General features: G+C 42.1%; 16 protein-coding genes. All 16 read right to left on the bottom strand.

Annotation, left to right across the window (positions count from 1 at the left end; genetic code table 11):
• Positions 1-717: metallophosphoesterase (locus Q0I54_RS11285; protein WP_296118741.1), on the bottom strand; the 717-nt coding region annotated here is incomplete at its 3' end.
• Between the two features lie 178 nt (positions 718-895).
• Complete coding sequence (locus tag Q0I54_RS11280) at positions 896-1366, bottom strand: hypothetical protein (protein WP_296118739.1); 471 nt, start codon at positions 1364-1366, stop codon at positions 896-898.
• The gene (locus Q0I54_RS11275) at positions 1363-1536 is read right to left on the bottom strand and encodes a DUF3990 domain-containing protein (protein ID WP_296118737.1); all 174 of its coding nucleotides are present in this window, start codon (positions 1534-1536) and stop codon (positions 1363-1365) included. The genes Q0I54_RS11280 and Q0I54_RS11275 overlap by 4 nt, the downstream gene beginning before the upstream one ends.
• 21 nt (positions 1537-1557) lie before the next feature.
• Positions 1558-2415 carry a nitroreductase family protein gene (locus Q0I54_RS11270; protein ID WP_296118736.1) on the bottom strand — a complete coding sequence of 286 codons (858 nt, stop codon included), beginning with the start codon at positions 2413-2415 and terminating at the stop codon, positions 1558-1560.
• A gap of 350 nt (positions 2416-2765) precedes the next feature.
• Positions 2766-3740, bottom strand: a complete 975-nt coding sequence (epsC, locus tag Q0I54_RS11265) for a serine O-acetyltransferase EpsC (RefSeq protein ID WP_296118734.1) — start codon at positions 3738-3740, stop codon at positions 2766-2768.
• A 122-nt stretch (positions 3741-3862) separates the two neighbouring features.
• On the bottom strand, positions 3863-4897 hold the full coding sequence (hydE, locus tag Q0I54_RS11260; RefSeq protein ID WP_296118732.1) for a [FeFe] hydrogenase H-cluster radical SAM maturase HydE: 1035 nt from the start codon (positions 4895-4897) through the stop codon (positions 3863-3865).
• A 28-nt stretch (positions 4898-4925) separates the two neighbouring features.
• The gene (gene mnmA / locus Q0I54_RS11255) at positions 4926-6026 is read right to left on the bottom strand and encodes a tRNA 2-thiouridine(34) synthase MnmA (RefSeq protein WP_296118731.1); all 1101 of its coding nucleotides are present in this window, start codon (positions 6024-6026) and stop codon (positions 4926-4928) included.
• A gap of 141 nt (positions 6027-6167) precedes the next feature.
• Positions 6168-6614: an Rrf2 family transcriptional regulator gene (locus Q0I54_RS11250; RefSeq protein WP_296118729.1), complete on the bottom strand. Its 447-nt coding sequence runs from the start codon at positions 6612-6614 to the stop codon at positions 6168-6170.
• A gap of 98 nt (positions 6615-6712) precedes the next feature.
• Positions 6713-8023 carry an O-acetylhomoserine aminocarboxypropyltransferase/cysteine synthase family protein gene (locus Q0I54_RS11245; RefSeq protein WP_296118728.1) on the bottom strand — a complete coding sequence of 437 codons (1311 nt, stop codon included), beginning with the start codon at positions 8021-8023 and terminating at the stop codon, positions 6713-6715.
• Between the two features lie 152 nt (positions 8024-8175).
• On the bottom strand, positions 8176-9111 hold the full coding sequence (cysK, locus tag Q0I54_RS11240; protein WP_296118727.1) for a cysteine synthase A: 936 nt from the start codon (positions 9109-9111) through the stop codon (positions 8176-8178).
• Between the two features lie 376 nt (positions 9112-9487).
• The gene (locus tag Q0I54_RS11235; protein ID WP_296118726.1) at positions 9488-9934 is read right to left on the bottom strand and encodes a DUF6379 domain-containing protein; all 447 of its coding nucleotides are present in this window, start codon (positions 9932-9934) and stop codon (positions 9488-9490) included.
• A 13-nt stretch (positions 9935-9947) separates the two neighbouring features.
• A complete protein-coding gene (locus Q0I54_RS11230; protein ID WP_296118724.1) occupies positions 9948-10820 on the bottom strand; it encodes a sugar phosphate isomerase/epimerase in 873 nt (290 codons plus the stop codon).
• Positions 10821-10952: 132 nt separating this feature from the next.
• On the bottom strand, positions 10953-12116 hold the full coding sequence (locus Q0I54_RS11225) for an ATP-binding protein (protein ID WP_296118722.1): 1164 nt from the start codon (positions 12114-12116) through the stop codon (positions 10953-10955).
• A 90-nt stretch (positions 12117-12206) separates the two neighbouring features.
• Entirely contained in the window at positions 12207-12968 is a 762-nt protein-coding gene (locus Q0I54_RS11220; RefSeq protein ID WP_296118743.1) for a tRNA threonylcarbamoyladenosine dehydratase, read from the bottom strand.
• 406 nt (positions 12969-13374) lie between these two features.
• Positions 13375-15468 (bottom strand): heavy metal translocating P-type ATPase, encoded by a 2094-nt coding sequence (locus Q0I54_RS11215; RefSeq protein ID WP_296118720.1) that lies wholly within the window; start codon positions 15466-15468, stop codon positions 13375-13377.
• The gene (locus Q0I54_RS11210) at positions 15468-15773 is read right to left on the bottom strand and encodes a DUF6110 family protein (protein WP_296118742.1); all 306 of its coding nucleotides are present in this window, start codon (positions 15771-15773) and stop codon (positions 15468-15470) included. The genes Q0I54_RS11215 and Q0I54_RS11210 overlap by 1 nt, the downstream gene beginning before the upstream one ends.
• Positions 15774-15776 lie beyond the last annotated feature (3 nt).

Raw genomic sequence — 15776 nt, 5'->3', positions numbered from 1 at the left:
TTCTCCATACTCATTATCCAGACATATCTCATCAAAATCCTCAAACATAATCCGTATTCCCATAGATTCTGTTTCCACATGATAATGTCCTGCATACCATTCGGAGAAATCCAATCGATCATAAATCGTCTGCAGCCACTCTTCTGTCCCTTTATCCACAGTAATCGGTTCCTTTCGCGGCTTAAAAGCCCAGGTTGGCTCCGCCTTAATCGGAACGGTATGAGATAAAATAATATCAATCTTCCAATCCGATTTTTCCAACTGCTGCTCCACAAATTCTTTGATCATGTCATCCGGCTGCTCTGATGCAAACCACTGAAGTCCATGATTAATGCGATAATCCTTGTTTACCGTACCGGCGCCACCGATCGGCACCACAGATTTTCCGTTAAAATCATAAATCTCCCCGTCTTTTGCAAATAAAATATTCGAATATTTTTCTTCTTTGTATACAAGACCGCCATGCCATGACACCAGTTTATAATTCGCCGGAGATTCCCATGGCCGACCTTCATGATTGCCGTGTATACAAAAAAATGTAACTGGGATCCTATTCACACGCTCTTTTAATTTTTCATCTTTCGGACTCAGCCAGTAATTGATGCCGGAATCCCCAAGAATGATCATGACATCATCCGGTGTGGTGTGATGATTCTGGCAAAAATTTTCCACCCGGTCAAATTTTTTGTGTGTATCTCCCGTAATGTAAAAATGCAAAAACGATTCCTCCCCTGTACCTTTGTTCTTTTAGTATCTGCATTTTCAGGAATTATGTCAACAAAAAGAGGAACAATATCATTTATTTTTTGATATTGTTCCTCTTTTTATTGTCAGACTTTAGAAATATATTGTACTGTTCATCTTATCACCTGAATTTTCCCAAAAACCGATACTTTTAAAATCCACCATTCTGATATGCCCTTGCAATTACATATGATGGTTCATAAAATGCGCTGCAATTATAATTATCAATCACATCGCAAATCTCATTATTATACACCTTCATTATTCCATCTACATAATTTTCCTTAGAACTTATAGTATCTCTGATCAAACGCTGATATACAGCTCCCATATCAAGCGGTGATGGAATAACGGTCGCCAACTCCTGATCTACAGCTGTTACATCATAGTCTCCTGCTTTTAAATTGTAATCCTTTATCCAGTCTTCCTCTACCTTCAATGGATTTTCACAATGTAACACATTTGCACAACTAAGCAAATGATATAAGCCATCTCGTCCAATTGTATTAACAACATACTTATTTTTTTGCTTAATATGCCTAGCCACACGCTCTATCATATAACATACAAAATATAAATCATTCATTTCTATATCTTCATCTGGGAAGTACTTATTTTTCATAATGTCTCGCTCCCTTCAAAAGTCAACGTTTTCAGTGCCCACCGCTTCGCCTGTTTTTCATAGCTTGTGCAGTAAAAACCGTATCCAAAATCTTTATAAAAACCGTTCTGGAGAATACGAGGAACCGATACTTCTACATTACTTCCATGATATATAATATTCTTCTCCATTTGCCTCCTCCTAATCTTACTTTAGAATGTCAACCGGTGAATTGCCTGTTTTCCACTCTTCTGTGCACCGCGGGCATATTCAAACTTCGGATAGCCGAATCCCATAGCTGTTGCCACGAAATGATCTTCCGGAATACCAAGTTTCGCCCATACATCCGGCAGCAATTTCATAACGTTCATCGGGAAACCAAGGTACACGCAGCCAAGTCCCTTAGATTCACATAACAATTCAAAGTAAGCCAAAGTAATTCCCACTTCCACTGCTGCCGAGCCAAATTTTTTCGGCATATGTGGAATAATGACATGTGGTGCAGAACAGAAATAAATATCTCCGTTCATAGCCTGCGGCCCGCGGGATTCCATAATTCCGTAAGATTCCTCATCCCAGGAATACGGATAGATTCCCTGTTTTTTCAGGTCTTGGACACCTTCACAGATCATCTTGCGCAGTTTGTCCAGTTCTGCGCGGTCATCAATGACCGTGAACTCCATTTTCTGCTTATTTCCGCCAGTCGGTGTTGCCTCCAGTGCCGCAAGCAGTTCATTTAAAAGTTCCGGATCCACATTTTCGTCTTTGTAGTGACGGCAGGAACGGCGGCTGCAGACCAGACGCTCCATATCTGTGGCAATCGCATCACTCGGTAACGGCAGACTGTCTTCCGGCTTTTTGCCAAGTACACTGATGGCGCCGTTCGGACAGACAGTCAAACAATGCTGACAGCCCCAGCAGCCGTACCAGTCCATGCTTTTTACCGGTTTCAGACTTGGTTTTTTATGTTCATTCATTTCAATCAGCATAGACGGACAGGCAAGCTGGCATAAACCACAGCCCACACATTTACTCTCGTCTACTTGAAATTGTGTATCAATACAACTCATTGTTTGGCTCCTCCTGATTTTTTTATTTTTTATTTGTGTAGCTTAAAATTTACTTTTTAAGTATTCATACGAACTTCTGTATTTTGTCTCACTCGCTAACAATCGCTCCTTGAGAAAAAATACAGAAGTTCTCAATTTACACAAAGATATTCGTAAATTTTTGCGCCACATAGCACTTCGTGCCACACTACGTGCGCCATGACGTAAGGGTAAGCAGTGTGGTTTTCACACAGTCTGGACAAAGGGACTCTGGCTATTTTTTCTCGAACAGCGATTGTTAGCGGGCGAGACAAAATCGCAGAGTCCCTTTTCATAACCTATCTAAAACCACACAATTACCCGAAAACGTTTTATATAATATAAAACCAGTTCTCATCCTGATCTAAATTACTGATCTCCATGGTTGTTTTTCCACCCTGCTTGAACTGCAGTTCCTGACCTTTAATGCTGACCGTTGTTCCCGCCGGAATGGATTTTGTGATAAACGCATTACCACCGATGACAGAATCTTTGCCGATCACTGTCTCACCACCAAGAATAGATGCACCGGAATAAATCGTCACATTATCCTCAATGGTCGGATGACGTTTCGCATTTTTCAGCTTCTGACCACCTCTGGTAGACAATGCACCAAGGGTAACACCCTGATAAATTTTGACATTGTCACCGATAATCGTCGTCTCACCAACTACAATACCTGTACCATGATCGATAAAGAAATGTTTTCCAATGGTTGCGCCAGGATGAATATCAATTCCAGTTACACTGTGCGCATACTCTGTCATAATACGCGGAATCAGCGGTACAGAACGGATAAAAAGTTCATGCGCCAGACGGTTAATTGTGATGGCAAACAAGCCCGGATAAGCCAGAATGATCTCGCCGTAGCTGTTTGCTGCCGGATCACCTTCTAATGCTGCCTGCAGATCGCCTTCCAGATACTCGCGGATCTTCGGGATCTGACGCAGAAAATCTACCGTGATCTCGTAACTTTCTTTTTCAATCTGCTCTCTGCATTTTCCATCCAGCTGCGGACAGAATTTAGAAACTTTTGCGATCTGTCTGCTGAGACGATACAATACATCTTCAATCAATGTTGATAAATGATGGTTCGCATGATAACTTTTGTATGCACGGTCTCTGTAATAACCCGGATAAATAATTTTTAATAATTTTTCAATAATATCAATAATAACTTCTTTATTCGGCTGATCGTAAAAATCTTCCATTTTGTCAATGGTACGATCCAGCTCATAATCAGCAAGAATGGAATCAAGAATTTCTTCTGCTTCTCTTCCTTCCATATTTCTGCTCATATCTGACATACTATTCACCTTTTTCTTTCTCAATCAATTCATTATATTACATTGGAATTGATAATATCTTTCCACTTTTGGAATATTCTCGTTTTATGGTTTTGTTTTTTAATACAACTCTGGAAAATCTATTACCGGAAATCCCCTCGCTCACTGACCAGTTCAAATCCGACACTCTCCACTCTGCGTCCCAAGCATCCACGACATTCTGCCGCTTCCTCTCCGGTACAGATCTTATTGTCATACAGATCATACTGTTTGCGGTTTTTCACCGGTGAAAGGTTTGGCATTACAACATTAGCACCATGCTGCAATCCTTTTTCCCTACCAAGCGGATCTACAGTTCCAAGCGCCGTTGTTGCCGGAAGCAATACATGCGGCAGCATAATACGGATCACGGACAGCAAAAATAACGTCAACGGAACACTTCCGGACGGCTCCATGGCAAACATAGTATCATGATGCGGTATAAACGGACCGATACCTACCATCTGCGGCTCCAGCTCTTTTAAAAATACCAGATCATCCGCAAGTGTCTCTGCAGTCTGCTCCGGAGAACCAACCATAAATCCGGCACCCACCTGATAACCAAGTGCCTTTAAATCGTACAGACACTGCTTACGCACCGCCAGACTCATTTCCTCTGGATGCAGTTTTCGATAATGTGCATCGTTTGCAGTCTCATGACGGAGCAGATAACGGTCTGCCCCTGCTTCACGGAAACGTTTATAACTTTCATAGGATTTTTCCCCGATGGACAATGTGATCGCGCAATCCGGATAACCGGCATGGATTTTCTGCACGATATCCACCATGCGGTCATCGTTATAATACGGATCCTCACCGCCCTGCAAAACAAAAGTACGAAATCCTAACTCGTATCCGTTCTCACAACAGGCCAAAATCTCGTCTTCTGTCAAACGGTACCGCTTTGCATTCGAATTACTTCTACGTATTCCGCAATAATAACAGTCATTTTTACAATAATTGGTAAACTCGATCAGCCCTCTTGTATACACGTCGGTACCATAGACCTCTTTTCGGATGCGGACCGCTTCTTCTGCCAGCAATGCATCTACTTGCGGATCATCTGCCATTTTGAGCAGTTCCGCAAACTCTTCCCTGGTTAAATTATGTTCACGCATTAATTTCTGTGCTAATTCCATTGCTTTACTTCCCATTTTACAACCCATTCTAACTATACCGTTTTGCGATCTCTGTCTCAATGATCGTCGCTCCACCGACAACCACATCTCCATCGTACAAAACCACGGCCTGACCACAGGTGATCGCACGCTGCGGCTCGTCAAATACCACGCGGATCTTGTCCGGCTCCGGCTGTGTCACAGTCGCCCACTGTTCTTCATGGCGATAGCGAACCTTTGCTTTCACGCGCATTTCCCCTTCGATATGATCCACAGAAATCAGATTTACGTCATTTGCTACCAGTTCTCTGGAGAACAGATCTTCGTTTCTTCCCAAAATCACCTGATTTTTCACCGGATCCACGGCTACCACATACATAGACTCTTTCAATGATAAACCAAGCCCTTTTCGCTGTCCGATAGTATACCGGATAATTCCTTTGTGGCGTCCTAACACATTGCCTTCCAGATCCACAAAATCACCTTCTGGATATGCTTTTTCCCGATACTGCTCGATAAAATCCGAATATTTTCCGTTTACGACAAAACAAATGTCCTGACTATCATGCTTTTTGGCATTGATAAAGCCCTGTGCCTCCGCAATTTCTCTGGCTTCTGTCTTGTGCATGCCGCCCAATGGAAACTGCACATGCGCCAGCTGATCCTGCGTCAGAGAATACAACACATAACTCTGGTCTTTACTCAGATCTACCGACTTTTTCAACAGATAACGGCCGGTGTCTTCATTGTATTTAATCTGTGCGTAATGACCAGTCACTACATAATCGTAGGACAGCTCTTTTGCACGTAAAAACAGTTTTTCAAATTTCAGATAACGGTTACAGTCAATGCATGGATTCGGTGTACATCCATTTTCGTAGGAACATACAAATTTTTCCATGACTTCTTCTTTGAACCGGTCCGAAAAATTAAACACATAATATGGCATATCCAACGCACGGGCTACGCTTCTGGCATCTTCCACATCGTCTAAGGAACAACAGGTATGCTCTCTGCATACAACCACATCCTCATTCTGAAACAGCTTCATAGTAGCGCCGATACACTCATATCCTTTTTCTTTCATTAAAAAAGCGGCTACGCTGGAATCAACGCCGCCGCTCATTGCGATTATTGCTTTTTTATTCAAAGGCTACGTCTCCTTTTTATCATACTATTCAAGAATCTGCAGATTATATCGACTGTATCTTCCAGTCATGATATAACCCCATGTTATCCTAGTATTATAGTATTTTTTACTGATAAAAATCAAGTAGTAGCATACATTTCTTTAGATATAGTACATACTTTCGTCGTACTTTTCAAATTCCTGATATTCTTTCACCAGATCTGCCAGTGTCAGATTGATCAGAATCTGATCCAGCTGACGGTTCACCTCATCAATTACCCGTGTCTGAATGGCCGCTGCTATTCCTTTACAGTTACCCTCTTCTGTCGTATCTTCATCTGCAATGTGATAAGTTCCATCCAGGGCTTCCAGAATCTCAGCCACAGTAATTTTCTCTGACGGATGATTCAGAAGATAGCCCCCCTGCGGGCCTTTGATACTTTTGACAATGCCTGCCCGGCGCAGTGCAGCAAATACCTGTTCCAGATACTGCGGCGAAATATCATTTCGTTCCGCAATGCTGTTTAATGCCACATGTCCGTTTTTGGAATGTACGGATAAATCAATCAGAGAGGTCAGTCCATATCTGCTTTTTTTCGAAAACTTCATTTTTATAATACCTCCCATATTCCAAATTTTTTCATTTAATTTAACAGGCGGATTGCAGTAATACAACCCGCCTGAATTTCTATACTATTTTTATTTTTTTACTGAATTGCTTTGAATGCCTCATCCAGATCCTGGATAATATCGTCAACATTCTCTGTACCGATAGAAAGACGAATTGTGTTTGGTTTGATTCCCTGATCGGCAAGTTCTTCCGGTGTGCACTGGCTGTGTGTAGTTGTTGCCGGATGGATAACCAGAGATTTTACATCTGCAACGTTTGCAAGCAGGGAGAATAACTCCAGATTGTCGATGAAGTCTTTTGCTTTCTGCTCATCACCTTTGATTTCAAATGTGAAGATAGAACCACCGCCGTTCGGGAAGTATTTTTTGTATAACGCCTGCTGGCTTGGATCCTCAGATACAGACGGATGATGTACGCGCTCTACCTGTGGGTGGTTATTTAAATACTGAACTACTTTCAGTGCGTTCTCTACGTGACGCTCTACACGTAAGGACAGTGTCTCAAGTCCCTGTAAAAACAGGAAAGAGTTGAACGGAGAAATGGTTGCTCCTGTATCACGCAGTAAGATAGCACGGATCTTTGTAACGAAAGCTGCCGGTCCAACTGCTTTTGTGAAGCTGATTCCGTGATAGCTTGGGTTTGGCTCTGTTAAAGAAGCGAATTTTCCAGATGCTTCCCAGTCAAATTTTCCGCTGTCTACGATAACACCACCGATGCTTGTTCCATGTCCGCCAATGAATTTTGTTGCAGAATGAACAACGATATCTGCACCGTATTCAATCGGACGAACCAGATATGGTGTTGCGAATGTATTGTCGATTACCAGCGGGATTTTATGCTCATGAGCAATGTTTGCCAGTGTCTCGATATCTACTACATCAGAGTTCGGGTTACCAAGTGTCTCGATGTAAAGTGCTTTTGTATTGTCCTGAATAGCTGCTTTTACTTCGTCAATGTTGAACGGATCTACGAATGTAGTCTCGATACCATACTGTGGAAGTGTATGCTCAAGTAAATTAAAGGAACCACCGTAAATATTTTTAGCTGCTACAATATGGTCACCTGCCTGAGCAAGGTTCTCAATGGTGTATGTGATGGCTGCTGCTCCGGAAGCTACTGCTAATGCTGCAACGCCGCCTTCCAGTGCTGCCATTCTCTGCTCAAATACGTCCTCTGTCGGATTTGTCAGACGTCCGTAAATGTTACCTGCATCTGCAAGTCCGAAACGTGCCGCTGCATGATCGCAGTTGCGGAATACATAAGAAGATGTCTGATAGATTGGTACTGCTCTTGCATCTGTAACCGGATCCGGGTTCTCCTGTCCTACGTGTAACTGTAATGTCTCAAATTTAAAATTTCTGTCTTTTCTTGCGATTTTCTCTGCCATTTCTCTCAACCTTTGCCTTTCATAATCTGTCCTGTTCAGGATCTGCTGTCTGCCATCCTGCTATTGTCTTTCTTTCACAGATTCTGATAACAGTTCAAATTCACTTGAACGTATCACATCACTCTAAAACATTCTTGCTCTCACAGTTTTTTCTATGCCTCTGTGAATAATGGTGTTGAATAATATCTGTCACCTGTATCCGGTAATAATGCTACAATTGTTTTTCCTGCAAATTCCGGACGTTTGGCTACCTGAATTGCTGCGGATAATGCTGCTCCGGAAGAAATTCCGACTAAAACGCCTTCTTTCTTTGCCAGAAGTTTTGCTTTCTCAAATGCATCATCATTTTCAATTGTGATAATTTCATCATATACCTGTGTATTTAATACGTCCGGTACGAAGCCGGCGCCAATACCCTGAATTTTGTGAGCTCCGCTCTTGCCCTCGGAAAGTACCGGAGATGTTGCAGGCTCTACTGCGATAATCTTAACATCCGGATTCTGGGATTTCAGATATTCACCAACACCTGTTAATGTTCCACCTGTACCTACACCTGCGATAAATACATCTACATTTCCGTCTGTATCGTTCCAGATCTCCGGACCAGTTGTTGCTTTGTGAGCTGCCGGGTTTGCCGGGTTTACAAACTGTCCCGGGATGTAGCTGTTTGGAATCTCTTTTGCAAGTTCATCCGCTTTTGCAATGGCGCCTTTCATTCCTTTGGAACCTTCTGTTAAAACGATCTCTGCGCCGTAAGCTTTTAAGATATTTCTTCTCTCAACGCTCATGGTCTCCGGCATGGTAAGGATGATTCTGTATCCTTTTGCTGCTGCAATAGATGCAAGACCAATACCTGTGTTTCCCGAAGTCGGCTCAATGATTACGGAACCTTCTTTTAATAATCCTTTTGCTTCAGCATCCTCGATCATTGCTTTTGCAATTCTGTCCTTGACACTTCCTGCCGGATTGAAGTATTCTAATTTTACAAGGATTTTAGCGTTGAGGTTCTGATCTTTCTCTACATTCGCAACCTCAACCAGTGGTGTGTTACCGATTAAACCAAGTGTTCCTTTATAAATGTTAGCCATTGTTTCGTCCTCCTATAAATCATATCTGTTTTCTATGTTTTATTTGTTGAGTGTATTATATTCCCATTATTCCTATTTGTCAACTAGGTTTTTGAAGTTTTTTATATTTTTTATTCTCCCAGTTCACTCGTACCACTCGTAAAGATTACGATTATGCTCGCATAAGGAGTTATCTTTATGAATAGGGACGAAGGGAGCGCCGTTTTATGAGCAAAAATAGGAATTTTAGCCTTCTTGAACTAAATTCAAGAAGTATCGCTCGCAAGCGAGCTCTTTTGTGAATGGCGCGGGTGAACTGTACGCAAAAAAGACCTTCTTCGGACACTTTTTGTCCAAAGAAGGCCTTTTCCAGTTTCACCAACTTATCAGGTATGTTTTAAACAATTAATAATCTTCTGTGATTTACATGTTTTCCGAATTCTGGTAAAAAGATCGGACTTTCCTTATCCGGATTCAAGCTGATCTCATTTTGCATCATTGGAGGCATATAGGAAGATGTAAAACAGAAGCCATAAGTGATATCATGATAGCCCTGTGACAGACCACCTTCCTTTTTAACTTTTAATACAGCCGGTTTCAATACAGACCAGTGTGTACGAAAATCTTTCTTCATTTCCTCATATGTATAATCTTCCCCATTTATATTCCAGATAATATCTTCCTTTTCAAAACGTTCTCCATCCACAATCAATGTTCCCGGGCGAATCTGACTCAAAAAAATACCTCTGTAATATGGGAGACGTACTTTTAACTGAAATCCCGTAATTTTATCATCTTTCTTTATATTTCTAAATCCAACAGACTGAATTACCTCACGTTCCATACTCTTTTCCCCCTTAATCACCAATATAATTTTTCAACATAATATGTTGTTTGCGCAGAGTCTGTCCTACCTCATAACCAGGTTCGTATTTGTCAGCACCTTCATATTCACTGAGCAGATAGCCATCCCAGCCATTTTCCTGCATTACTTCGATAATACGTTTATATGGAATAGTTGTCTCTTCAAACGTATCACTCATATGGATGAATTTAGCATGACAGCAATAAATATAAGGCAATAACGGAATCAGATCTTCTGGTGCATTTGCTTCATAATTTGGAGAAACATATTCTCCTTCTGCAAACTCTGTACGGAATACACTGAAGTCAATATTCAGTCCGAAATTTTTTGTTCCGGTCTCTTTGATAAAATCCACAAAATCCTGTACCATTTTTCCTTTCAGATTGGTCGGTGTGTGTACTTCCGGACACATTTTTATATTTAGTTCTTCTGCCAGCGGCAATGCCATTTTAATGATTTCTCTCCAGTTTGCCACTGGGAACAGGTCTTCATCAATAACCGGCATTTTTGTACGCATTACAGTAAAACCAAGGCGATGTGCCAGCCGGATATCCCTTGCCAGCATCTCATAAGCTTCCTCTGTCGTCAGATCTCTGTCTCCAAGGACATGAGAATCAATCCAGTTACCATATTCTACTGGAACAATTTCATATTTGTCACAAAGGCGAAACCAGTTTTCAACCCATTCATCTGTTGGATAAGGATAATTTTCAATGTGGGTATTGGCCAGAATTTCAATTCCATGCGCTCCCATATCATAAATATCCTCAAAACAATCTTCCAATGTTTTTGTCAATCCAAATTCTGCAGAATAGCTATACAAAGCAACTCCACGTTTCGGTCCTTTTCTGTCATAAGAATACATAGCTTTCCCTCTCCTTCTTTCAACTTCCGTTTTCTGCGGTTTCTTTTGATGTTTCTTATATATTTATTTTACCATGTATTCTTCTGAAAACTATGGACATTTCGCCTATATCTTATGGATAAATAAAACATCCTACTTTTCAGACACTTTATCATAGTCATCCAAAAAATGATGTTTCACACCATCTTTCTTGTATGCGATGACGGTACTTAAATTTACATTCTCCACGCTCTTGAAAATATTGGATTCCACGAATGGATTGGTCTCTTTCAACTGACGGATCAGGTTTTTCACTTCCACACGCTTTGATATGTTCTCACCACCGCAGGTGCTGCAGGTATCGGTAAACTTACATGCACACTGGATAAAGTGCAGGTCATTACTGTCACGCCATTTCTTGATATCATCCTCGCGGATCAAATACAGCGGACGGATCAGCTCCATGCCTTCAAAATTTGTGCTGTGCAGCTTCGGCATCATGGTCTGCATCTGAGCTCCGTAAAGCATCCCCATCAGAATGGTCTCAATGACATCATCGTAATGATGACCTAAAGCAATCTTGTTACAGCCAAGTTCTTTCGCTTTGCTGTAAAGATGTCCACGGCGCATTCTTGCGCACAGATAACACGGTGATTTTTCTATATTAAATACTGCATCGAAAATATCCGATTCAAAAATCGTGATTGGGATATTCATTCTCTTTGCGTTTGCCTCTATGATCTGTCTGTTTGCCGGACTGTATCCCGGATCCATAACCAGAAATACCACTTCAAAATTAAACTTGTTATGGCGTTTCAACTCCTGGAAAAGTTTTGCCATCAGCATGGAATCTTTTCCACCGGAGATACAGACCGCGATCTTGTCTCCCTCTTTTACCAGCTCATACTCACGTACCGCACGGGTAAAACGGCACCAGATGGTTTTCCGGAACTTTTTGCGGATGCTCTGCTCGATCTCCACATACTCCGGAGTCTCTTCCTCTTTTTGGGCTTCTTCTTTCTGTTTCATGGATTCCATCAGCCATGCTAAGTATCCACCCTTCAGACTTCTGGCATCCACACCGGCATCCTGCAGTGCTTCCGCTGCCGGAACACTCATTTCACCTTTCTGGCAATAAATAACAACTGTTTTATTTTTATCAATTTCCTGTGATTCCTGCAGTTCCTCTGCGCTCAGAGCCACGCTGCCCGGGATCACACCGTAGGAACGTGCACGCTCATCCCGGATATCAACTAACTGATAGCTGTCTTCCGGCATCGCTGACAGTTCCTGTACGGATAACTGTACTTCTCCCATATGCTCTCCATTTCTATGTCACTTATATGTTTCATTCTCACTTGTAGTTACATTTACAGTTCTAATCATCACTATAAAACCAGCTCTTTTCTACTGCGGCAGTTCTGTCAGATCTTTTGTGATCTCACCCGCAATAATCAGGCCGACTACCGATGGTACAAAAGCCATGCTTCCCGGAATCTGACGACGCACAGTACATTTTCTTGCGGTTCCCGGCGGGCACACACAGTTGTTTTTACAGCTGTTTTCTGTATCTTCCATCGGTGTCATTGGTTTTTCTTTGGAATAAACAACCTTCAGATGATCAATACCACGTTTTTTCAACTCACGGCGCATAACTTTTGCCAATGGGCAGACAGAAGTTTCATAAATATCTGCCACTTCAAATGCAGACGCGTCCATTTTGTTTCCTGCTCCCATGGAACTGATGATCGGCACACCTGCTGCTTTTGCCTGCTCCACAAGCATCAGTTTTCCGGTTACGGTATCAATCGCATCTACCACATAATCGTACTGGGAAAAATCAAACTGATCTGCGGTATCCGGCATATAAAAAGTCTTATATGTGTTGACCACCGCCTTCGGGTTGATCTCCAGAATACGCTCTTTCGCCACATCTACTTTATATTTTCCAATGGTTTTTCTTGTTGCAAAAATCTGACGGTTCAAGTTTGTCAGACAAATTCGGTCATCATCGATCAGATCCAGTGTTCCAACGCCCACACGAGCCAGTGCTTCCACAGTGTATCCGCCGACACCGCCGATACCAAATATGGCCACTCTGGCGTTGAACAGGCGCTGCATGTTGTCTTCTCCCAGAAGCAGTTCCGTTCTGGAAAACTGATTCAGCACAGCCGGACGCGGCTTATGCGCACATTCTGTATGCAAAGAAGTATTTTCTTCCATAAATATCTATCCTCCATCGTATTTTTGATATTATTCGAACATTTCAGAACCCATATATTTTTGTAAGATTCTTTATTGTTTACTATTTTACTATGAATTGCCTGTGATAGTATAGCGGATTTTCATACAAAAAACAATTACTTCTCTGAAAATAAACAATTTTCCAATAAACAGGACATCTCCAAAATCTATATTCCATGAAAAAAAGAGCAAGCTGATTAAATTTTTTCCAAATTATGAAATAAGAAAGTGTTTCATCAATTTCCTGTGTAACAAAAAAACGCGGAACCTCTTATCTGAAGTTCCACGTTTTTTCACTTAACCACTATCGCTGTCTTATCTCAACACGCTTCTATTCATTTTTCTCCTGCTCATTCAGCAGATTTTCCATACTTTTCAAACCGATATACAGTGTTGAAGTGTTATGTAACAGTGAAGATGTGGTCGGCTGAATGATTCCGCCAACACCAAGGGCGATCAGACCTGCATTGAATCCCACAATAAAACGATAATTGCGGTGGATCCTCTGCATCAATCTGTTACTGATCTTCTTCAATGTCACAATCTCATGCAGATTGTCAGCTGCAATCGTAATATCCGCAATCTCACGGGCAATGGCTGCACCATCACTGATGGCCACACCTGCGTCTGCTGCAGACAGAGCCGGCGAATCATTAATTCCGTCACCGACCATGATGACTTTATGACCAAGTGCTTTCTCCTGTTCTACAAAGTTTGCCTTATCTTCCGGCAGAACTTCGGAATAATACTCATCCACACCGACTTTGCGCGCGATGGCTGCTGCTGTACGTTCACTATCTCCTGTCATCATAACAATTTTTTCGATACCATTGTCGCGCAGATCCTGAATAATATCCGCGGCTTCTTCACGTACCGGATCTTCGATACAGATAACAGCTGCAAGCTTCTGATCAATTGCCATATACAGGCAGGAACACTCTTCCGGCAAGTTATCAAATACATCTTTTTTATCTTTCGGAATCTCACATTTTTCATCTTCAAAAATGAAATGATAGCTTCCGATCACAACACGTTTTTCTTCGATAAAGGAAGAAATACCATGTGCTACGATATATTCTACTTTGGAATGCATTTCCTCATGCTCCAGCTTTTTCTGTTTGGCAGCTGTCACAACGGCTTTTGCCATAGAATGTGGAAAATGTTCTTCCAGGCAGGCTGCAATACGAAGCAGTTCCTCCGGCTTGGAATCGTTAAACGGAATGACATCGATCACCGTCGGTTTTGCTTTTGTCAAAGTACCTGTCTTATCAAATACGATGGTGGTTGCTTCTGATACAGCCTCCAGATATTTTCCGCCTTTGACAGTAATGTCACACTGCTGTGCCTCACGGATTGCAGAAAGCACAGAAATCGGCATAGCCAGCTTCAACGCACAGGAGAAGTCTACCATCAGGATAGACAGTGCTTTTGTGGCATTTCTGGTCAGTAACCAGGTCAGTAACGTACCACCTAATGTATATGGAACAAGCTTATCTGCCAGATGCTCTGCTTTTCCTTCCAGATTAGATTTCAGTTTTTCAGAATCCTCGATCATGGTAACGATCTTCTCGTATTTTGTAGCGCCTCCGGTTGCCTCGACACGGATGGTCAACTCGCCTTCTTCCAGAACAGTACCTGCGTAAACGTAAGAATCTACGGTTTTTGCAACCGGTACGGATTCGCCTGTCAGGGAAGCCTGATTTACGGTAGCGTCTCCGGCTGTTACCACACCGTCAAACGGGATAACATTTCCGGCATGAACGATGATCTCATCGCCTTTTTCGATGATAGAAGAAGATACCAGAACTTCCTGGTCTCCAACTTTCTGCCATACTTTCTCTACGTTCAGAGACATGCTTCGTGCCAGATCACCGACAGATTTCTTGTGTGTCCACTCCTCAAGCAGCTCGCCAATTCCAAGCAGAAACATAACGGAACCTGCTGTACCCATATCCTGACGGAGCAGTGATACTGCAATCCCCGTTGCATCCAGAACAGCCACATCCAACCGGCGATGTCGCAGGCTCTGCAATCCCTTCCATATATAACGGATACCGTTGACAACCGTGATCACATTTCGAATCGGTGCCGGTAAAATCAGTTTCTTTCCATAATGCCATACGACTTTACAGATTAATTTTTCCTTATATTCTGAGTTTAACTCACGTCCTGTACTTTGCAGATATTCTTCCGGTACTTCTACTAACTGATATTTGAAAGTACATAATAAATGTATAATAGCAGCCCGTTCTCCGTTATAACTGATCACAACGTCCGCTGTCTGTTCGTACACCTTTGCATCTACTACGAGATCCGACTGCTGCAGATAATATTGCAGGACGTCTGCCTGCTCATATGTCATGCGCTGCTGCGCCATATGTACACGTAGACGTCCTTTTATCTCATGTTTGATCGCAAATTTCATTATTCTGCCTGTGCTTCCTCAGCCTGAGTCTCTTCTGCCTCAGTTACTTCTTCATCCTCAACATATGCTTCCGCAGCGGCACGGTCAGCATTGATCTGTTTTGCTTCAGCAAGAATATCACCTGCATTTTCCTGAACAGTTGTTGCTGTTTTTACTACAGTGTCTTTTGCACGCAATACGGCAGCGGTGCATCCTGTATAAACTTTCTTAGCATCTTTGCTTGTAAGGATTTTGATACCTGCTGTTCCAAAAGCAAGACCTGCTACAAAAAGACCAACTTTTCCTGCATTAAATTTTTTGAACATAAT

It is taken from the genome of uncultured Eubacterium sp., assembly GCF_934295145.1.
In the GTDB taxonomy this organism is placed as follows: Bacteria; Bacillota; Clostridia; order Lachnospirales; family Lachnospiraceae; genus Eubacterium_I.
Note: the sequence above shows the minus strand (reverse complement) of the source record. Positions and strands in the feature narration are given on the sequence as shown.